The sequence below is a fragment of the Rhizobium sp. BK650 genome, assembly GCF_014195325.1.
GTDB lineage: Bacteria > Pseudomonadota > Alphaproteobacteria > Rhizobiales > Rhizobiaceae > Rhizobium.
Genome location: NZ_JACIBK010000016.1, coordinates 85,340 through 105,407 on the forward strand (window position 1 = coordinate 85,340; position 20,068 = coordinate 105,407).

13 protein-coding genes and 1 pseudogene are annotated in these 20,068 nt (G+C 59.0%); 6 read left to right on the forward strand and 8 right to left on the reverse strand.

Annotation, left to right across the window (positions count from 1 at the left end; genetic code table 11):
- Positions 1–97 precede the first annotated feature (97 nt).
- Positions 98–1,714, forward strand: coding sequence for a bifunctional phosphoribosylaminoimidazolecarboxamide formyltransferase/IMP cyclohydrolase (purH, locus tag FHX15_RS28000; protein ID WP_184401615.1), 1,617 nt, complete (start codon positions 98–100; stop codon positions 1,712–1,714).
- Between the two features lie 45 nt (positions 1,715–1,759).
- On the opposite strand, the gene FHX15_RS28005 is transcribed toward purH, so the two are convergent.
- Together FHX15_RS28005 and FHX15_RS28010 are read right to left on the reverse strand one after the other, a co-directional pair.
- Entirely contained in the window at positions 1,760–3,145 is a 1,386-nt protein-coding gene (locus tag FHX15_RS28005; RefSeq protein WP_184401616.1) for an MFS transporter, read from the reverse strand.
- Positions 3,146–3,175: 30 nt separating this feature from the next.
- Positions 3,176–7,954, reverse strand: a complete 4,779-nt coding sequence (locus FHX15_RS28010) for an NAD-glutamate dehydrogenase (protein WP_184401617.1) — start codon at positions 7,952–7,954, stop codon at positions 3,176–3,178.
- Positions 7,955–8,228: 274 nt separating this feature from the next.
- On the opposite strand from FHX15_RS28010, the gene pdxY reads away from it, so the two are divergent.
- The 3 genes from pdxY to FHX15_RS28025 all read left to right on the forward strand — a co-directional run bounded on the left by pdxY (position 8,229) and on the right by FHX15_RS28025 (position 11,501).
- The gene (gene pdxY / locus FHX15_RS28015) at positions 8,229–9,104 is read left to right on the forward strand and encodes a pyridoxal kinase PdxY (RefSeq protein WP_184401618.1); all 876 of its coding nucleotides are present in this window, start codon (positions 8,229–8,231) and stop codon (positions 9,102–9,104) included.
- A gap of 60 nt (positions 9,105–9,164) precedes the next feature.
- Positions 9,165–9,812: a carbonic anhydrase gene (locus tag FHX15_RS28020; RefSeq protein WP_184401619.1), complete on the forward strand. Its 648-nt coding sequence runs from the start codon at positions 9,165–9,167 to the stop codon at positions 9,810–9,812.
- An 84-nt stretch (positions 9,813–9,896) separates the two neighbouring features.
- Positions 9,897–11,501, forward strand: coding sequence for a GGDEF domain-containing protein (locus FHX15_RS28025; protein WP_184401654.1), 1,605 nt, complete (start codon positions 9,897–9,899; stop codon positions 11,499–11,501).
- A 64-nt stretch (positions 11,502–11,565) separates the two neighbouring features.
- Here FHX15_RS28025 and FHX15_RS28030 read toward each other — a convergent pair whose 3' ends face one another.
- The 3 genes and pseudogenes from FHX15_RS28030 to FHX15_RS28040 all read right to left on the reverse strand — a co-directional run bounded on the left by FHX15_RS28030 (position 11,566) and on the right by FHX15_RS28040 (position 13,934).
- A complete protein-coding gene (locus tag FHX15_RS28030; RefSeq protein WP_184401620.1) occupies positions 11,566–12,387 on the reverse strand; it encodes a lytic transglycosylase domain-containing protein in 822 nt (273 codons plus the stop codon).
- A gap of 170 nt (positions 12,388–12,557) precedes the next feature.
- The gene (locus FHX15_RS28035) at positions 12,558–13,592 is read right to left on the reverse strand and encodes an aspartate-semialdehyde dehydrogenase (protein WP_184401621.1); all 1,035 of its coding nucleotides are present in this window, start codon (positions 13,590–13,592) and stop codon (positions 12,558–12,560) included.
- A 112-nt stretch (positions 13,593–13,704) separates the two neighbouring features.
- Positions 13,705–13,934: pseudogene (locus tag FHX15_RS28040) on the reverse strand (hypothetical protein).
- Between the two features lie 348 nt (positions 13,935–14,282).
- Between FHX15_RS28040 and FHX15_RS28045 the strand changes: the two are divergent.
- The gene (locus FHX15_RS28045) at positions 14,283–16,169 is read left to right on the forward strand and encodes an MFS transporter (RefSeq protein ID WP_184401622.1); all 1,887 of its coding nucleotides are present in this window, start codon (positions 14,283–14,285) and stop codon (positions 16,167–16,169) included.
- 69 nt (positions 16,170–16,238) lie between these two features.
- Here the strand turns inward: FHX15_RS28045 and lpxE are convergent, their stop codons facing one another.
- Both lpxE and leuB read right to left on the reverse strand, forming a co-directional pair.
- Positions 16,239–16,976, reverse strand: coding sequence for a lipid A 1-phosphatase LpxE (gene lpxE / locus FHX15_RS28050; protein WP_184401623.1), 738 nt, complete (start codon positions 16,974–16,976; stop codon positions 16,239–16,241).
- A 194-nt stretch (positions 16,977–17,170) separates the two neighbouring features.
- A complete protein-coding gene (gene leuB / locus FHX15_RS28055; protein ID WP_184401624.1) occupies positions 17,171–18,283 on the reverse strand; it encodes a 3-isopropylmalate dehydrogenase in 1,113 nt (370 codons plus the stop codon).
- Between the two features lie 181 nt (positions 18,284–18,464).
- Here leuB and FHX15_RS28060 point away from each other — a divergent pair, with 181 nt between their 5' ends.
- The gene (locus FHX15_RS28060; RefSeq protein ID WP_184401625.1) at positions 18,465–19,397 is read left to right on the forward strand and encodes a pyridoxal-phosphate dependent enzyme; all 933 of its coding nucleotides are present in this window, start codon (positions 18,465–18,467) and stop codon (positions 19,395–19,397) included.
- 59 nt (positions 19,398–19,456) lie between these two features.
- Here FHX15_RS28060 and leuD read toward each other — a convergent pair whose 3' ends face one another.
- The gene (gene leuD / locus FHX15_RS28065) at positions 19,457–20,065 is read right to left on the reverse strand and encodes a 3-isopropylmalate dehydratase small subunit (RefSeq protein ID WP_184401626.1); all 609 of its coding nucleotides are present in this window, start codon (positions 20,063–20,065) and stop codon (positions 19,457–19,459) included.
- Positions 20,066–20,068: the final 3 nt, after the last annotated feature.

Below are 20,068 nucleotides of genomic sequence, written 5' to 3' on the forward strand. Positions count from 1 at the left end.
TTCGGCGGCTGTTTGCGCTGGCTCCAAGCTGTGCTAACGCGGCCCCATCAAACGTCCCTTGCCCGGATGTCTCCCGAAGCCCGAAAGGAGAAGGTTCATGGCCGTCATTTCCAAGAAGATCCCCGCCCCTGACAAGATCGAGATCAAGACCGCGCTGCTTTCTGTCTTCGACAAGACCGGCATCATCGAACTTGCTCGCGCGCTTTCGGCGCGTGGCGTGCGTTTGCTGTCGACCGGCGGCACCTACAAGGCGATTGCGGCCGAAGGTCTTGCGGTGACCGACGTCTCCGAGGTGACGCAGTTCCCGGAGATCATGGATGGCCGCGTGAAGACGCTGCATCCCAAAGTGCATGGCGGCCTCCTGGCGATCCGCGACGATGCCGAGCACCAGGAAGCCATGAAGGCGCACGGCATCGACGGCATCGACCTGCTTGTCGTCAACCTCTATCCCTTTGAAGACGTGCGCGCTGCCGGCGGCGATTATCCCACGACGGTCGAGAATATCGATATCGGCGGTCCGGCGATGATCCGTGCTTCGGCCAAGAACCACGCCTATGTCACTGTCATTACCGATCCCGCCGATTATACCGAGCTGACGGAACAGCTTTCGGCTAATACCGGCAAAACGGCCTATGCTTTCCGCCAGCGAATGGCGGCCAAGGCCTATGCGCGCACCGCCGCTTATGATGCTGCGATCTCCAACTGGTTTGCCGAAGCGCTGTCCATCGATACTCCGCGCTATCGCACCATTGGGGGCGTACTGAAGGAAGAGATGCGCTACGGCGAGAACCCGCACCAGAAGGCTGCTTTCTACGTGACCGGCGAAAAACGTCCGGGTGTTTCGACGGCGGTTCTGCTGCAGGGCAAGCAGCTTTCCTACAACAATATCAACGATACCGACGCGGCCTATGAACTGGTCGCCGAGTTCCTGCCGGAGAAGTCGCCGGCCTGCGCCATCATCAAGCATGCCAACCCCTGCGGCGTTGCGACCGGACCAACTCTTCTCGAAGCCTATAAGCGGGCGCTTGCCTGCGATTCAGTCTCTGCTTTCGGTGGCATCATCGCGCTGAACCAGACCCTCGATGCCGAAACAGCCGAAGAGATTATCAAGCTTTTCACCGAAGTTATCATCGCTCCCGATGTCACCGACGAGGCGAAGGCGATCGTTGCCCGCAAGCCGAACCTGCGTCTGCTTTCGGCTGGCGGCCTTCCTGATGCGCGTGCGGCCGGAATCACCGCCAAGACGGTGTCCGGTGGCCTGCTCGTGCAGAGCCGTGACAATGGCATGGTCGAAGATCTCGAGCTCAAGGTCGTTACCAACCGTGCGCCGACGGCCCAGGAACTCGAAGACATGAAGTTCGCCTTCAAGGTCGGCAAGCATGTGAAGTCGAATGCCGTCGTTTACGCCAAGGACGGCCAGACGGCTGGCATCGGCGCCGGCCAGATGAGCCGTGTCGATTCCGCCCGTATCGCGGCGCTAAAGGCTGATGAGGCTGCTAAGGCTCTTGGGCTCGCCATTCCAATGACACGGGGTTCGGCCGTCGCCTCCGAGGCTTTCCTGCCCTTTGCTGACGGTCTGCTGTCGATGATTGCTGCCGGCGCCACCGCCGTCATCCAGCCCGGCGGTTCGATGCGCGATCAGGAGGTGATCGACGCAGCAAACGAACACAATGTCGCGATGGTCTTTACTGGCATGCGCCATTTCCGCCACTGAGCGGAACAACCAGTTCGTCCCTCGGAGTCTCGCAGCCGGGGGACGTTACCCTCGATCCGCCGGATAGGGTGTGCGGATCAACAGTACCAAGCCTCCTGCCAGGAACAGGATCAGGGTCGACATGCCGAGATGCGCCGACCCGGTCAAATAGGTCACGATCGAAAACAGCAGCGTTGCCATGAAGCTCGTGGCCCGGCCGGAGAGCGCATAGATGCCAAAATAACGGCCGGCTTCGTCAAGGCTGACGCTGCGCGCCAGATAGGAGCGCGACGAAGCCTGCACCGGTCCGAAAGCCAGACCGATCAGCAGGCCGTAGAGGATATAGGCCTTTTCCGCAGCGGTACCGAAGAGGCCGCCGCTGTCAACATTCGAAAGTGGCATCAGACCGAAGAAGGTGTAGCCGCGGCCCGTTGAAATAATACCGATTGTGGCCAGCAGCAGCATGCTAAGGCTGATGACAACGGTCGCCTTCGAGCCAATGCCTTTGTCAATCCGGCCGGCGATCAGGCAGCCGAGGATCGCGACCACGTTGAGAATGATCCCATAGATGCCGATCTCGATCGTCGCCCAGCCGAACATGCCCGCCGCGAAAGCGCCGCCAAGGATCAGCAGGCCGTTGACGCCATCCTGATAGATCATTCGGGCAATGAGGAAGGTGAGGATACCTCGACGTGTCTTTAGTTCGCCCAGCGTGTTGCGCAATTCCCTGAGGCCGAAGCGCACGGCAAAGCCGAAAGGCAGGCCTTTGCGGGCATCCGGCGTGAAGAAGAACATCGGCAGGATGAAGATCAGATACCAGACCGCCGAGATTGGACCGGTGATGCGCGCGTCCTCGCCAGTATGGGGATCGAGGCCGAAGAGCGGATCGAGGCCCAGAATGGTCTTGCCGCTTTCCGGACTGCCGGCCAGCAGGGCCACGACGGCGATCAGCACGATCATGCCGCCGAGATAACCGAGACCCCAGGCAGTGTTGGAAAGCTTGCCGACCTCATCCTTGCTGACGAGGCGCGGCATCATTGAATCGTTGAAGACGATTGAAAACTCTGCCGAAATCGAGGCGAGGATCATGAACACGATGGGGTAGATGATCGGCGAGCCGGGGGCCGCGAACCACAGGCAGACGAGGCTGACGATCTTGATAACGGCAAAAAAGGCAATCCAGGGTTTGCGCGCACCGGATTGGTCGGCAATAGAGCCCAGAATGGGAGACAGGATGGCGATGATAACAGAGGAGATCGTCGCCATGTTGCTCCACATCGTCTGGGCGGCAATGGGATCAGCCGTCAGCCGTGAGACGAAGTAAGGACCGAAAATAAACGTCGTCACCACGGTGAAGAAAGGCTGGGCTGCCCAGTCGAAGAGCATCCAGCCCCATATGCCCTTCTCCGTAGCTTTCGGCGGCTGCGTGCCTGTCCAGTCAATGCGATTCAAGCGTCCGCTCCTTTTTTGGAGCGGACTGTCTCATCTCGCCCGGTCGCGCGCAAGGTCGGTCAGTATGCCGGCGGCGACAGTGATGCGTGCGAGGTTTGGATCGGCGCCGTCGCTGAGGCTTGCGAGCTCCTCGACGATGCGGTTGATGCGGATCCTGTCCTGTGCATGCCAGGCCTGGACCGGCCGTTTCTCCTTGCCGTGATCTGAAAGCGCGGAGATCACGATATCGCGACGGGCACTGGCGATTTGATCGATGCTGCGGGCAAGCGCGAGGTTTTCGTAGTGATCCGAGGTGACAATGCGGTTGCCGGCAGCAAGCAGCCGGCCGACGCGGAAGGTCTGCGTGAAGGCAAAGTAGTTTTCGGCAGCACGCGTCAGCGTTTCCCCGGTCCTCTCGGCGATCTGCATGATTTCCGGCACGAGGGCGAAGGTCGGAAGAGCAGTGATTTCAGCGGCGAGTTTTTCCGGCAGGCCGGCCTGTTGATAATCCTGCCGGCGTGCCGCGACATCGGTTCCAGCCTGATCGGCAAAGACGGGCTTGAGTTTTTTCAATGCTGCCTGCAGCCGGCTAATGATTTCTGCCAAATCGCCCTTGGTCATGCCGGTCTTCAGCAGCAGGCGTGTCAATACCACGAAGCTGTTGCCGATCTCTTCGTAGACCCTGTTCTGAACTTCACCGGTTACCTTGTTGTCCAAGGCGTCCGTTTCCGCCCATAGTCGATTGAGATCGAAGCCGTCGCGAGCGACGATCGCGGCACGCACGACTTCGGGAGCGGAGGCAGCGGTGGCATCCATCATGGTTACGACAAAGCCCGGCCCGCCGCGATTGATCGCCTCGTTTGCGAGCACGGTCGCGATGATTTCCCGCTTCAATCGGTGGCTGTCGATGTCGGATGCGTTGGATTTCTGCATCTTGGCAGGGAAGTAATTGAACAGCGTGCCAACGAAATACGGATCGTCAGGCAACTCGCTGGCGATTACCGCATCGAAGAGCACGATCTTAGCGTAGGAGAGCAACACGCCGATTTCAGGGCGCGTCAGCGGCTTGCCGGCAGTATAGCGCTCGGACATGGTAGCATCGTCGGGCAGCGTTTCCACCTTGCGGTTCAATTGTCCGGCTGCTTCCAGAACGCTCATGAAACGGCTGAGCTCAAGGCCGTTCGCAGTCCCCTTGCGGGCTGTGAGCGAGATTGCCAGAGACTGCAGGTAGTTGTTGCGCAGCACGAGGCTTGCCACTTCGTCGGTCATGCTACGGAGAAGCTGGTCGCGTTTGGCGCGGCTGAGCCGCTGCTCATGCATGGCATTTGCCAGGGCGATCTTGATGTTGACCTCGACGTCGGAGGTGTTGACACCGGCAGAATTGTCGATTGCGTCGGAATTGCTGCGGCCACCCTTAAGGCCATAGGCAATGCGGCCCTTCTGGGTAACGCCGAGGTTGGCACCTTCGCCGATCACCTTAGCGCGCACTTCGTCGGCCGTAATGCGGATCGGGTCGTTGGCGCGATCGCCGACGTCGGTATCGGTCTCCGATGCCGCCTTTACATAGGTGCCGATGCCGCCGAACCAGAGAAGATCGACAGGGCTCTTCAGGATTGCCGTCATGATTTCGAAGGGCGTGGCGGCGGCTTTGTCGATGCCGATTGCAGTCACGGCCTCCGGCGTCAGAGTGACCGACTTTGCGGAGCGCGAAATGATCATGGCGCCCTTCGAAAGGACGGACTTGTCGAAATCCTGCCAACTCGAGCGCGGCAGGTTAAAGAGACGCTGGCGCTCGGCGAGCGTCCTTTCCATGTCTGGATCGGGATCAATGAAGATATCGCGGTGGTCGAAGGCGGCCAGCAGCCTGATTTTTGGCGAGAGCAGCATGCCGTTGCCGAAAACGTCGCCCGACATATCGCCGACGCCCGCTACCGTGAAGGGCGTCGTCTGAATGTCGATATCCATTTCGCGGAAGTGGCGTTTCACCGTTTCCCAGGCGCCACGAGCGGTAATGCCCATCTTTTTATGGTCGTAGCCAGCCGAGCCGCCCGAGGCAAAGGCATCGTCCAGCCAGAAACCGGCTTCCTGGGCGAGCGCATTGGCGGTGTCGGAGAAGGTCGCTGTGCCCTTGTCTGCTGCGACGACGAAATATGGATCATCGCCATCGAGCCGGACCGTGTCCTTGGGGGGGACGACATCGGTGCCGGAAATGTTGTCGGTGATGGAGAGTAGCGTACGGATATAGGTCTTATAAGCTTCCCGGCCCGCGTTGAAGATCTCTTCGCGGCTGCCGCCGGCCGGCAGTTTTCTTGGATAAAATCCGCCTTTGGCACCGACAGGCACGATCACGGCGTTCTTGACCTGCTGTGCCTTCACGAGGCCCAGAACCTCGGTGCGGTAGTCCTCGGCGCGGTCCGACCAGCGCAGGCCGCCGCGGGCAACGCGGCCGAAGCGCAGATGCACGCCTTCCACTTCGACGCCGTAGACAAAGATTTCGCGGAACGGCTTCGGCTCCGGAAGACCGTCGACCAGATGCGGGTCAAGCTTGAAGGCAAGCATCGCCTTTGGTGTTCCATCGGCATTGCGGTGGAAATAGTTGGTGCGTAGCGTCGCATCGACGATGTTGACGTAGCGGCGCAGAATGCGGTCGTCATCCAAGCTCGGCACGTCGGCAAGTTCGGATTCTATAATTTCGTGCAGTTCGGCGACCTTCTTGAGCCGCACCTTTTCCGTAAGCTTTGTGTCGAGCGTGTCGTGGAAAAGGCGAAAGATCGAGGCGGCAATGCCAGGATATTTGTCGAGCGTTGCGGCGATATAAGCCTGCGAATAGGCAATGCCGGCCTGGCGGAGATAGCGCGCATAGGCACGCAGTACATTCACTTCGCGGGCCGAGAGACCGGCCGACAGGATCAGCCGGTTGAAACTGTCATTGTCGATCGTGTCGTTGAAGGCTGCGACGAAAGCTTCTTCGAGCGGTGCGCCAAAACGTGCGAGGTCGATGTCAGCACCGCTGCGGGCCTCAAGTTCCATGTCGTGCAGCACTACGATGTTGATGGCGTTGTCGGCGGCCGGAACCTCGATATCGAAGGTCCGTTCGCTCAGGACGTTGAAGCCGAGGTTTTCGAGTAGAGGCACGCGGCGCGACAGCGGCAGCTGCTCGCCACTATGGAAGATCTTCAGCGACAGGATGCGGCCGCGTTCATCGTCCTGGCGATAGTAGAATTCGATGCGGATCGGCTCGCCGGAGGCGCATGCGGTGATGTCGGCGAGGTCGCCGACCGCTTCATCCGGCGTGAAGGCTTCCTGGAAGGCGTTGCTGACGCCGAGCTTCGGCGCCTTGGGGCCGGCGAGCATCTCGAAGCGGCTGTCCCAGCGCGCGGTGATCTGGCGGATCGTCTCTTCGAGCTTGGCTTGAGGGATGCGTGGCGTCTTGCCGCCGGAACGACCGATGATGAAGTGCACGCGCGCCACGCCGCCTTCCGGGAAGGCGGGATAGTAAGCGGAAACGCGGCCGTCATAGACGGTCTTTAAATAGGTACCGATGCGTTCGCGCACGATCGAATCATATTCTTCGCGCGGTACGAAGACGATGACAGAGACGAAGCGATCGAAATGGTCGACGCGCGGTAGGACGCGGACGCGCGGGCGGTCGACGAGATCGTTGATCTGCTCGGCGAAACTCGCAAGCAGCGTGGTATCGATTTGGAAAAGGTCGTCGCGCGGGTAGGATTCAAGCGTGTTGTCGAGCATGCGGCCCGAATGGCTCATCGGGTCGAAGCCGAAATGCTCCTTCACTTTTTCGATCTTGGAGCGCAGCAGCGGGATTTCGGCGGCGGACGAGGTATAGGCGGTCGAGGTGAAGAGGCCGACGATACGCAGCTCTCCTGTCACGTTGCCCTGTGCGTCGAAACGTTTGACGCCGACATAGTCCATGTAAGCGCGGCGATGGACTACGGACTTCACATTGGCTTTAGTCACGATCAGAAAGTCCGGGCCATCGAGGAAGGCGAGAATCTCCGGCGTCGTCGTCACCGCGTCCTTGCCGGTGCGCAGGACGAGAACGTCGGGGTTGGAGAGAATGCCAAGGCCCGTACCCTTGTCGCGCTCAACCTTCGCATCCGCCCCTTTGCCGGAATAGACATAATCGCGCATGCCGAGAAAGGTGAAGTTCTCATCACGCAACCAAGTCAGGAAGGCGATCGCTTCGTCACGATCGGCCTTCTTGCGGCTGGCATTGTAGTTCGAAAGCTCCGCAATCACCTCGTCGACGCGCGACAGCATCGGCTTCCAGTCGGAAACGGCAAGCTCCACCTGCTCGAGCACTGTCTTGATGCGCTTGATGAGATCGGCTGCCTGCGAGGCGGCGAGCGGCGAGATGTGAAGCTGGATGTGGCTGACCCGTTTTGCCGGATCGCTCGGCACATCAGCGGAGTAAAGTTCCGGAGCCCTGCCATCTCCCATGATCAGGATCGGGTGAACCGCCATGTAGATGTCGCGGTGGGTGCTGGTCACCTCGCCCATCACCGATTCATAGAGAAAAGGCTTGTTGTGATCAGTCACCGAGAGGACGGAGACAGCAACGCCATCGGGGGTGACATCGGCGATCGTGTCGATGCTGACACGTGGCGCCTTGCCGTTCCAGGCGAAGAGTTCGGCTGCCGAATGCACGGCGGAAAGCGCCAGCATTTCCGGTGTATAGAGTCCAAGGTCGTCTCCGCTGGCCCGGCCGAAGAGAATTTCGGGGTCCAGATGGGGTTCGCCAGTCGCAGCCGCGATTTTGCGGGCGCTTTCGATCTGCTTTTCCCGTTTCGGATTGTTTCTGGCAGCCATGGATCATCCCCCCGATTTGTTTTGATATGGGCAAGTTAGCAGAAGGTCCTTCGAAAGAATCTTTAAAAAACGGCTTCGAAAAGGAGTTTTCGTGCTTTTTTGACTAAGCTGGCGAGAGATTTCGAAGTTTTTGGATCGTTTTGTGTCGATCGCCGGCAAAGCGTCCTTACCCGGCTTTTCCGCCCGCCGCACATTTCCACGCTCGCGTGAAGAATGGTTGACAGCGCCTCGTCAAAAAGATCATCAACGGCGGTCAAATTCGGATTCGGATACCATGTCGGAAAACGCAGCAGGCGCAGTCATCGTCATTTCCAGCCATGTCGTGCGCGGGTCGGTCGGAAACCGCGCTGCGGTCTTTGCGCTGGAGACGCTCGGCCATCAGGTCTGGGCGCTGCCGACAATCGTGTTGCCCTGGCACCCCGGTCACGGCCGCTCGACGCGGCTCACCTTCGCCGAAGCCGATTTCGAAGCAGCGATCGACGATCTCATTCGCGCGCCGTGGATCGGCGAGGTCAAGGCCATCCTGTCCGGCTACTTCGGCAATGCGGCGCAGGCTCGCTCCGTTGCGAAACTCATTGCGTCCTTGCGTGAGAAGAACCCGGGGCTGCTCTATGTCTGCGATCCGGTCATGGGGGATCTCGGCGGCCTCTATGTGCCGGAAGCGACAGCCGAGGCGATCCGTGACCACTTGATCCCGCTTGCCTCGCTTGCAACGCCGAATCGTTACGAGCTTGCCTGGCTGTCGGGCGCTGCGCTCGATGATAACAGCGCGGTGATGGAGGCTGCGCTCGCGCTCGGCCCTTCTCGTATGCTGGTCACGTCGGCAGTGCCAATGATGGCGGGTAGCACCGGCAATCTCTATCTTTCCGGGAAACATGCACTGCTTGCCGAACATCGTGTGGTCGAGAATCCGCCGAACGGTCTCGGGGATTTGCTAGCAGCGCTCTTCCTCTCCCGCCTGCTCTCGGGAATGGAGGACGAAAAGGCCCTGCAGCTTGCGACGGCAAGCGTGTTCGAAGTGCTGGCGCGTGCCGTCAAGCGCGGGAGCAATGAGCTGATGCTGGCAAGCGACGCGTCCAGCCTTTCGACGCCCATGGCAATGGTGCAGATGCGTCATCTCGTCCATCCTGCGCAACGGCGAAAAAAATAGGTCTTATGCTATTCCAGCGCAACAGTTGATCTTGGCTCGCGCACGCGTTAATCCAGAGGCATGATGAGCTTTCCCAACTCCCTTCTGGATGGTTATCGCAATTTCATGAGCGGGCGCTATGCCGACGCTCGCGACCGGTATCGGCAGCTTGCGGAAAACGGGCAGAATCCGACAACGCTCGTCATTGCCTGTTGCGACTCGCGTGCGGCTCCAGAACTGATCTTCGATGCAGGGCCTGGCGAACTCTTCGTCATCCGCAACGTCGCCAATCTGGTGCCGCCCTACGAGCCGGACGGCCATTTCCATTCCACATCGGCAGCACTCGAATTCGCGGTGCAGGCGCTGAAGGTCAAGAACATCGTCGTCATGGGCCATGGTCGCTGTGGCGGTATTCGCGCTGCCCTCGACCCCGATGCCGAACCTTTGTCACCAGGTGATTTCATTGGCCGCTGGATGTCGCTCGTGCGTCCTGCTGCCGAACAGATCGGCAGCAATGACATCATGACGGCGAGCGAGCGGCAGACGGCTTTGGAGCGGGTCTCTATCCGGAATTCGATCAACAATCTTAGATCTTTTCCTGAGATCAAGGCGCTTGAGGAAGAGGGCGAGCTGCAACTTCACGGCGCCTGGTTCGACATTTCCACTGGCGAGCTCTGGGTGATGGATTCCGAGACGCTCGATTTCACCCGTCCCGAAATCTGGGGATAGATCGCTTTATCGGTTTTTTAAGATATTCCACTAGGCTCGCTTGCGAACAGCTATGCGCGTGGATCAGTGATGAATTTCGAAGCGGTGAAATTCAAGAATATCAGAAGGGCCGTACTCGCCGCCATTCTTCTGCCTTTCGTATTCATGATTGCCGAAGGAGTGGTGTTGATCCGCTCGTCGCTCATGCAATATCGCACGCTCGAAAATGACCATGTCTTTGCCGATGTTCTTGCTCGCGGAGGCTCGATTGCCGCCAACGAGATTCTGGCAGAGCTCGTCGCTACGCGAACTTATATCAACGATCCCGGTGACAAGACCAAAGCGTCGATGATGGAAAAGCGCAACGCGCTCGATGGCGAACGTGCGCGTTTCGACGCCAGTCTTCCGTCCACCGAAGCGCTTGATCCGGGTCTGCGATCACAGCTTTCCAATCTCCGTCTTGCCTACAGCCGCATCGTTGCGACGCGTTCGGCAGTCGATCGAGGATTTTACGGCAAAGGCGGCAATCCGGTTCATGTCTACGGGCAGGCCGGGTTGAAACAGTTTGGACTGGTCGATTCGCTTTCGTCGAGGATTCATGATCCCGTTTTGATGCGCAAATCCAACGAGCTGATGGGCATATTGCTCACCTATTACGGAGAGCGGCTGATCGGCAATCTTGGCCAGCGCTATCTGGACCAAGCCGACTTTTCCCCCATGTCCCACGAGCAGCTTGTTCAGGGTGCGATGATGCTCGGCAACGGGATGGATCGCCTGCGCTTTCATTCTTCCCCCGTCGTGCAGGGGATCCTGGCTTACAGAACTCAGCCTGATGAGGTCTGGGCCGATACCTTCGTCCAGGCCATGATTTCGGGCGCGCTGCGGCCGGATAGGGCGATCCGCGACAAATGGATTGCTATCCATAATAGGCGGCTGGATTTTCTTCGGCAGAAGATCGATGCCGTCACCGATGACATTCATGTCACCGGGCAGAAGCTGTCGATGCGTTCGCATATCCATATGACGATCGTGCTTGCGCTGTCATCCGGACTCGTATTGCTCGTCGCACTCATTGCGTCGCTGGCGGTCAGGGGTATCCGTCTTGTCGCTCGCGTCACCACAGAACGCGAGCTGCTCGTCAATGAGCTGCGCGATGCCGCCCAGACCGATCTTTTGACGGGACTTTATAATCGGCGGGGATTCGAGGCTGCCGCTTCAGCGCTTCTGATGCAGGCGGAGTATGGCTCGCGCTGGATTTCCGTCGTGCTGTTCGATCTCGACCACTTCAAGAAAATCAACGACGTGCATGGCCATGACGCCGGTGATCTCGTTCTGAAGCAGGTTGCCAGGATCGCACGGGAAAACTTCCGCTCCTTCGATCTCCTGGTGCGCCACGGCGGCGAGGAGTTCATGGCCCTGCTGCCGGATTCGACGCCTGAGGAGGCGGCCAAGATCGCTGAGCGCGTGCGTTTGGCCATAGAGGCTGCTCACATTGCGCTGCCAAGCGGGGAGCTTCTTAGGGTTACGGCAAGCTTCGGCTGCGCGGGGCGTGCTAATGCCGTAAGCAATCGCAATTATGATGATCTGGCAAAGCGCGCCGACCTGGCCCTCTATGCGGCCAAGGCTTCGGGACGTAACTGCGTTGTTGCCGGCCCGCTCGTTCCTGATGCGGAAGAGCAGGAAGAGCGCCGCAAGGGGCAGAAGCTTTGATTTCCGCATCTGAGAACGCCGCATTCACATGCAGCGCTCATCGTGTTTCCCTGTCGAACTTTTCTCAGTTGCCGTCTATCTGCTGGCCGATATAGGCGATCGCCTGCTGATAGACCGTTGCAGCATTCCAGCCCTGAATGGCGGCAAAGTTCGGCTCACCTGGCTGGTAACCGGCTCCGGCCCGCCAGCCGTGACCCTTGAGGAAATTGGCAGTCGAAGCCAATGCATCGGCGCGGGAGCCGACCATATCGATGCGGCCGTCACCGTCGCCATCGGCGCCGTAGCGTACTACGTTGCGCGGCAGGAACTGGGTCTGGCCGATTTCGCCATGGGCAGCCCCCCGAGCTTGCGGGCTTAGATAGCCCTCCGAAACGAGCTGCAGGGCTGCATAAAGCTGATCGGTGAAATATTCCGAACGGCGGCAGTCATAAGCGAGGGTGGAGACGGCCGACATTGTATGCTGGTTGCCCATATAGCTGCCGAAGCCGGTTTCCATGCCCCAGATGGCGATCAGAGGGCCGGCCGGCACGCCGAAGCGGCGCTCGATAGAGGCAAAAAGCGGCTGGTTGGCGGCTTTCATGGAACGGCCGCGAGAGATGACGGCGGCACCGCCGCGCTTCTTCATGAACTCGTCAAAGGATAGCTTGAAGCTCTTCTGGCCGCGGTCGGCCGAAATCGTCGGCTTGTTGTAACTGACATTGGCGAAGGCGCGGTTGAGGACGGACTGGCTTACCCCATTGGCTGCCGCCGTCTGTTTGAAATCGGCGACCCAAGCCTCGAAACCGGCACTGGTGTTACCGCATTGGGCACCCTGCGCGAACGCCGGTACCGTGTGGAGGACGCCCATTGCCGCAGCGGCCGCCAGAATCAATTTTGTCATGCGCATTGAGAAACCCCGCTCTCGATCTGCATAGCTATCAGGCCGGGCAAGAGAATGCCAGTCACCGGCGATTTTGTCACGGTCGCCTTTTTAGCGAACGCTTATACGGCGGTATTTGCCCGAAAAAGCCCCGCTCGTCGAGCAGGGCTTTAGCATATTATGGTTTACAAATGGTATCAGGCTGCCTGCTTGCGCGGCTTGACGAGGCCGCGATTGACGAGCAGCTCGGCGATCTGGATGGCGTTGAGAGCTGCACCCTTGCGTAGGTTGTCGGAGACGACCCAAAGGTTGAGGCCGTTCTCGACTGTTGCGTCCTCGCGGATGCGCGAGATGTAGGTCGCGTCTTCGCCAGCGGATTCATAAGGCGTGATGTAGCCGCCGTTCTCATGCTTGTCGATGACAAGGCAGCCCGGTGCCTCGCGCAGGATATCGCGGGCCTGATCGGCGGTGATCTCGCTTTCGAATTCGATGTTGACCGATTCCGAATGGCCGATGAAGACGGGAACGCGGACCGCGGTGCAGGTCACCTTGATCTTCGGATCAAGCATCTTCTTCGTTTCAGCCAGAACCTTCCATTCCTCCTTCGTGTAGCCGTCTTCCATGAAGACGTCGATGTGCGGAATGACGTTGAAGGCGATGCGCTTGGTGAACTTCTTGTTCTCGATCGGATCGGCAACGAAGACAGCGCGGGTCTGATTGAAGAGTTCGTCCATGCCTTCCTTGCCGGCGCCGGAAACCGACTGATAGGTCGAGACGACGACGCGCTTGATCTTGGCGAAGTCGTGCAGCGGCTTCAGCGCAACGACGAGCTGAGCCGTCGAGCAATTCGGATTGGCAATGATGTTGCGCTTCGTGAAGAGCGAGATCGCGTCCGGGTTTACTTCCGGAACGATCAGCGGCACGTCGGCATCGTAGCGCCAGGCGGAGGAATTGTCGATGACGACGCAGCCCTGCTGGCCGATCTTCGGAGAGAAACGCTTGGAAACCTCGCCGCCGGCCGACATCAAGCAGATATCGGTATCGGAGAAATCGTAGTTCTCCAGATTGGCGACTTTCAGCGTCCGGTCACCGTAGGAAACCTCGGTGCCCTGGGAGCGGGCGGAGGCGAGCGCTACGACTTCATCGGCCGGGAAACCACGTTCGGAAAGAATGTTGAGCATTTCCCGCCCGACATTTCCGGTCGCTCCCGCAACTGCAACTTTGAAACCCATTTCTCAAGCTCTCTTTCTCTTCTCTCCTCTTGTCCGGTGAGGGGGAAAGCGCGAAATCATCGCGGCTTCCTGTCCCCGGCCGGGCCGGGGAGAGAGCGGCAGGCCAGAGACGTCAGACGGTTTTCGTCGTCGTTTTGGCCTTGGTTTTGGAAGAAACCGGAACGGCAAGATCCAGCCCGGCATTTGATGCCAGGTTATTGCGCTCAGCGATAGCGTGCTCGTGGCGAACCATGGATAATCCTTTTCCGTGGTTGCTCATAAAAGGTTTTCCACAGGAGTCAAGGTTTTTGCGTGTGCGACGAGAGCAGGAGAAGGTGCCGCAGCGCTACGGCGTTTTGTGATCCCTCTGTCATTGCTGGGGAATAGCCCTGGCCCGTTGTAATGACTGAAACGAGCGTTTTCCATGCGTATGCTTTCCTTCGCAGCCATCCTGGCCCGCCCGTCCGGCAGTCCTTGCCTACAAGCAATCTCCGGCTCAAGCGCTACGCGTCTGATCGTGGGGTAAATGCCCAATGGCTGCGTATGCGTGAGCTTACGCACCATTGCATTAGACTAAAGTCATAATCCCAAAGCATCCCTCTTTCTGATGCGTCTTTTCTGTCAAACTCTCGTCAGGCGTGTCGCGGCCAGGGGTATGCTTTGAGGAGAGTGGGCCGCGACCGTTGCTCATCACTCTGTGGAGGACAGACAATGGCAAATGTCGCAAGCGTCGACGGTGCAAAAGCCGGTCCGATGACGGGCGAGGAGAAGAAGGTCATCTTCGCCTCGTCGCTCGGCACGGTTTTCGAATGGTATGATTTCTATCTTTATGGTTCGCTCGCCACCTATATCGGCGCGACCTATTTCACCCAGTATCCGGAAGCGACGCGTAACATCTTCACGCTGCTCGCTTTTGCCGCCGGCTTCCTGGTGCGTCCGTTCGGTGCGTTGGTTTTCGGTCGCCTTGGCGATCTCGTCGGCCGCAAATACACGTTCCTGGTCACCATTCTCATCATGGGTCTATCGACCTTTCTGGTCGGCGTTCTGCCGGGTGCAGCCTCCATTGGCATTGCTGCACCGATCATTCTGATCGGCCTGCGCCTGCTGCAGGGCCTGGCGCTCGGCGGTGAATATGGCGGTGCAGCCACTTACGTTGCCGAACACGCGCCGCAAGGCCGCCGTGGCTACTTTACGTCCTGGATCCAGACGACAGCAACGCTCGGTCTCTTCCTGTCTCTGATCGTTATCGTCACGGTCCAATCGGTCATGGGCTCGACCGCCTTTGCCGCGTGGGGCTGGCGTATTCCGTTCCTGGTTTCCGTCGTTCTGCTCGGTATCTCCGTGTGGATCCGGTTGAAGATGAACGAATCGCCCGCCTTCCAGCGTATGAAGGCAGAAGGCAAGGGGTCGAAGGCGCCACTGACGGAAGCTTTCGGCCAGTGGCGGAATGCCAAGATCGCGTTGATTGCCCTTTTCGGTGCCACTATGGGCCAGGCGGTTATCTGGTATGGCGGTCAATTCTACGCCCTGTTCTTCCTACAGAACGTGCTGAAGGTCGATCTGCAGTCGGCCAACATCATGGTCGCAGTCGCCCTCTTCCTCGCCACACCATTTTTCGTCATCTTCGGCGGGCTGTCGGACAGGATTGGCCGCAAGCCGATCATCATGGCAGGTTTGCTGATTGCAGCGGTCACCTACTTCCCGCTGTTCAAGGCGATGACCTATACGGCAAATCCAGCTCTCTATGAGGCGCAGGCGACAATCCGGGCAACGGTGACGGCCGATCCGGCGGATTGCAGATTCCAGTTCAATCCGACGGGTACTGCCAAGTTCACCAGTTCCTGCGATATCGCAACAGCGTTCCTGACCAAGAACTCGGTGCCTTTTGATGTGGTGCCGGGTCCGGCCGGCCAGCCGGCAACCGTGAAGATCGGTGACCGCACGATCACCAGCTTCGACGCCGTCGCAGCCGGCGCCGATGCGGCTAAAGCGAGTGCCGCCTTCGAAAAGAACGTCAATCTCGCCCTTCATGATGCTGGCTATCCGCTGAAGCGCGGTGCTGCCAAGGTTGCCGACGCGAAGCTCGATGCCTTCATCGCCGCCAATCCTGAACTTGCCCTCAACGCCGATGCGATACGCGCTGGCCAGAAGGAAACGCTACCAGCCGACAAACTGGTTGCCGGCAAGTTGCTGACGGCGGATGAGGCAAAAAGTGTCACCGACATGGCCGTCTTCACGATCCCTGGCGGCGGTGCGTTCGCGATGACGGCCGATCCTGCTCGTGTCAACTGGGCTGGTACGATCGCCATCCTGTTCGTACTCGTGCTCTACGTGACGATGGTCTACGGTCCGATCGCGGCCCTACTGGTCGAACTTTTCCCGACCCGCATCCGCTATACCGGCATGTCCCTGCCCTATCATATCGGCAACGGCTGGTTCGGCGGCCTTCTGCCTGCTACGGCTTTCGCGATGAGTGCCGCCGCGGGCAACATCTATTATGGTCTCTGGTATCCTATCGTCTTCGCCGCTATCACGCTGGTCGTCGGTGTGCTGTTCCTGCCGGAAACCAAGAACCGGGACATACACGCGCTGGATTAAGGCACGGCTGATATCTTGGAAAATAAAGCCCGGTGCCGAAAAGCGCCGGGTTTTTCGTGCGCCATTCTCTTATGCGTCTGGAAAGTATCGTTTGGACGTCGGCCAGCCGTCCGGACAAAGCTTGAAAAGCAGGCCATAGCGGGCATAGACGATGGCTGTCAGCAGCGAGAACCAGGCGCCGAAGGCAAGGCCGGCAATGACATCGCTCGGATAATGCGCGCCGACCATGACACGCGTCATGCCGAGCCAGATGGCACAAGCGATGAAGGGAACCCGGTAGCGCGGGAAGAGCAGGGCGAATGCAGCGAAGAAGGCACCCACCGTGGTCGAATGACCTGATGGAAAGCTCTCCAGTGCTGCATCGCCGGAAAAGGGCGTGAAGGAAAGCACGCCGAGATCGTGAAAATGTTCGGGACGCGCGCGGCCGATCATGCGTTTTAGCAGGTTTGCGAGCAGGCCAGAAAAGACGACGGTTGTAAAAAGATAGGCTCCGATCCAGCTCACATAGAGCGCCTGAGCCTTCGCCCTTGCGCTTCTCAAGATGTTATAGCCAGCTCTGCCGTGGAAGAAGAGCAAGGCGCTGGTGAGGATCAGCCAGCCGGAATCACCAAAATCGGTCAACATTTCCCCGAAGCGTTGAATAGGCTCCGGCAGGGCCCCCGCACCAATCGGGGCATCGAAGATCAACATGGAAAGGATGACGGCGTTCAGCGTAATGAACAGGCATGCACGCCACCGCAATGATGGCATCGCACGGCCGCCGCGTCTGCGCCGGCGCCTGTCCAAGGAGACTAAAAGTGCCCACATTATACTACCTGGATAACCCTAGGGGTAACGAATAGGCAGAAAAAATGCACAAGATTACGACAGGGACGGTGTTTCGTCAGATGTTTTTGAGCAATCTTGGTAACGATTACTCCTTGATGAGGCGATTGTCCCGGCTTCAATAAAAAGCCCTCCGCACCGAGTGCGAAGGGCTGAAAAGCGTTTCACGTGAAATATCAGGCAGAAAGCGCCTTGAATTCGTCAAGGATCGCGTCGCCCATCTCGACGGTACCGACCTGGCGGCTGCCCGGGGCCATGATATCGCCGGTGCGGATGCCCTTGTCGAGCACGTTGGCGATTGCCTTTTCCAGATTGTCAGCTTCCTTGACTAGGTTGAAGGAGTAGCGAAGGCACATGGCGAAAGAGGCGATCATAGCGATCGGGTTGGCGATGCCCTTGCCGGCAATATCAGGTGCCGAGCCGTGCACCGGCTCGTAGAGAGCCTTGCGTTTGCCGGTCTTGCCATCAGGTGCGCCAAGCGAGGCTGAGGGCAGCATGCCGAGCGAACCTGTGAGCATGGCGGCAACGTCGGACAGCATGTCGCCGAAGAGGTTGTCGGTGACGATGACATCGAACTGCTTCGGCTGACGAACGAGCTGCATGCCCCCAGCATCGGCCAGCATGTGCTCCAGCTGCACGTCGGAATATTTCGCCTTGTGCGTCTCGGTCACGACTTGGTTCCAGAGCACGCCTGATTTCATGACGTTGCGCTTTTCCATCGAGCAGACGCGATTGTTGCGGGTGCGGGCCATTTCAAAGGCAACACCGGCGATCCGCTCGATCTCATAGGTATCGTAGACCTGCGTATCGATGCCGCGCTTCTGACCATTGCCGAGATCGATAATTTCCTTCGGTTCGCCGAAATAAACGCCGCCCGTCAGCTCGCGAATGATGAGGATGTCGAGACCTTCGACCAGTTCCGGCTTCAGCGAGGAAGCCGAAGCGAGTGCCGGATAGCAGATCGCTGGGCGCAGGTTGGCGAAAAGTTCCAGATCCTTGCGAAGACGCAGGAGGCCGGCTTCCGGCCGCACTTCGTATGGAACGCTATCCCATTTCGGGCCACCGACAGCGCCGAAGAGAACGGCATCGGCGGCAAGCGCCTTCTTCATGTCGTCTTCGGAGATTGCCGCACCATGCGCATCATAAGCGCAACCGCCGACAAGGCCTTCGTCCGTGACAAAGCCGGTGTTCATCGCCTCGTTCATATAGGCGATAATCTTGCGGACCTCGCCCATGGCTTCGGGGCCGATGCCGTCACCCGGCAGCAGGAAAAGATTGCGCGCTGTCATGAAACCCTCCGCGGAAAAACAAGCTGCGGCTTCTTAGACCCCGAAAATAGGCATTTCAAGCGAGAGAACGGGTGAATCGGTACGCTTACCTCCGTATCATGTGATGCCTGACAAGGTTGCTCCGGTGCCCGTAACCGGGCTAGAACGGCAGCCTTGCCTATTCCTTTTTGGATACTCTCCTATGTCTTTCGCATCTCTCCATCTCGACACGCCCCTTACTCAAACGGCGCCTGATTACAGCGCCAGCGGGAAGCCGCTCTGGCTGAAGCTCGACTCGCTGCAGCCTTCCGGCAGCTTCAAGCTGCGTGGTGTCGGCCGGCTTTGCCAGCACGAGGTTCAAAACGGGGCGCGCGAAATCTTTTGCGCCTCCGGCGGCAATGCCGGCGTTGCCGCAGCCTATGCCGGACGGGCGCTCGGTGTGCCTGTTACGATCGTCGTGCCCGAGACGACGGCGCCCGATGTGCGCAAGACGATTGCCGCGACCGGCGCCAATGTGCTGGTCCATGGATCTGTCTTTGACGAAGCCAATGCCCATGCGATCGGTCTCGCAGAAAGCCGTAAGGCGACCTATGTGCACCCCTTCGACCACCCGCTTCTTTGGGATGGCCATGCCACGCTGATCGATGAAGTCGTGGCGACGGGCGCAAAGTTCGATTGTGTCATCACCAGCGTCGGCGGCGGTGGGTTGCTTGCCGGTATCGTCGAAGGGCTAAGGCGGAACGGGCTCGCGGATGTGCCCGTCATTGCGGTCGAGACGGAGGGGGCTGCTTCATTCCACGCCAGCCTGAAGGCCAATGAGCGCGTCTCGCTGCCGGCGATCACCTCGATTGCGACATCGCTCGGGGCACGGCAGGTAGCGCAGCATGTTTTCGATCTGCCGAAACATCATCCGATCGAAAGCGTTCTCGTCAGCGATGCTGACGCCGTAGCCGCTTGCCGGAAATTTGCCGATGCGCAGCGCATCCTGGTCGAACCGGCCTGCGGTGCCGCGCTTGCGGTTGCCGATGTGCATGCCGATCTGCTGTCGCGCTTCGACAATCCGCTCATCGAAGTCTGTGGCGGGGTAGGTGTATCGCTTGAAAAGCTTGATGCCTGGAAAGAAAAATTTCTCTGAGCGGGCAAAGAAAAGCCGGGCGAAAAGCCCGGCTTGATGGGTAGGCAATACGCCAGAGCTTAGGCAGCCCATGGATGCGAAGCGGCGTTCCTCTTTTCGAATTCGTCGATCGCCTTGCCCTTTTCCATGGTCAGGCCGATATCGTCGAGACCATTCAGCAGGCAATGGCGCTTGAATTCGTCGAGGTCGAACTTGATCGAGCCGCCATCTGGACCGGTGATTTCGAGGTTTTGGAGATCGACGGTCAGAACGGCATTCGAGCCGCGCTCGGCATCGTCCATCAGCTTGTCGAGGTCTTCCTGGCTGACCTTGATCGGCAGGATGCCGTTTTTGAAGCAGTTGTTGTAGAAGATGTCGGCGAAGCTGGTGGAGATCACGCAGCGGATGCCGAAGTCGAGCAGCGCCCACGGAGCGTGTTCACGCGAGGAGCCGCAGCCGAAATTGTCGCCGGCAACGAGGATCTTGGCATCGCGATAGGCCGGCTTGTTCAGCACGAAATCAGGGTTTTCGGAGCCGTCTTCGTTATAACGGGCTTCGGCGAAAAGGCCTTTGCCAAGGCCGGTGCGCTTGATGGTCTTCAGATAATCCTTCGGAATGATCATGTCGGTGTCGATATTGACGACCGGCAGGGGCGCTGCAACGCCCGTGAGCTTCACGAATTTATCCATGAC

What these genes read in the sequence shown, in the direction of transcription:
- purH (WP_184401615.1), top strand. Translation starts at nt 98, where the DNA reads ATGGCCGTCATTTCCAAGAAGATCCCCGCCCCTGACAAGATCGAGATC.
- FHX15_RS28010 (WP_184401617.1), bottom strand. Translation starts at nt 7,954, where the DNA reads ATGGCTGCCAGAAACAATCCGAAACGGGAAAAGCAGATCGAAAGCGCC.
- pdxY (WP_184401618.1), top strand. Translation starts at nt 8,229, where the DNA reads ATGTCGGAAAACGCAGCAGGCGCAGTCATCGTCATTTCCAGCCATGTC.
- FHX15_RS28020 (WP_184401619.1), top strand. Translation starts at nt 9,165, where the DNA reads ATGATGAGCTTTCCCAACTCCCTTCTGGATGGTTATCGCAATTTCATG.
- FHX15_RS28030 (WP_184401620.1), bottom strand. Translation starts at nt 12,387, where the DNA reads ATGCGCATGACAAAATTGATTCTGGCGGCCGCTGCGGCAATGGGCGTC.
- FHX15_RS28035 (WP_184401621.1), bottom strand. Translation starts at nt 13,592, where the DNA reads ATGGGTTTCAAAGTTGCAGTTGCGGGAGCGACCGGAAATGTCGGGCGG.
- FHX15_RS28045 (WP_184401622.1), top strand. Translation starts at nt 14,283, where the DNA reads ATGGCAAATGTCGCAAGCGTCGACGGTGCAAAAGCCGGTCCGATGACG.
- lpxE (WP_184401623.1), bottom strand. Translation starts at nt 16,976, where the DNA reads ATGTGGGCACTTTTAGTCTCCTTGGACAGGCGCCGGCGCAGACGCGGC.
- leuB (WP_184401624.1), bottom strand. Translation starts at nt 18,283, where the DNA reads ATGACAGCGCGCAATCTTTTCCTGCTGCCGGGTGACGGCATCGGCCCC.
- FHX15_RS28060 (WP_184401625.1), top strand. Translation starts at nt 18,465, where the DNA reads ATGTCTTTCGCATCTCTCCATCTCGACACGCCCCTTACTCAAACGGCG.
- leuD (WP_184401626.1), bottom strand. Translation starts at nt 20,065, where the DNA reads ATGGATAAATTCGTGAAGCTCACGGGCGTTGCAGCGCCCCTGCCGGTC.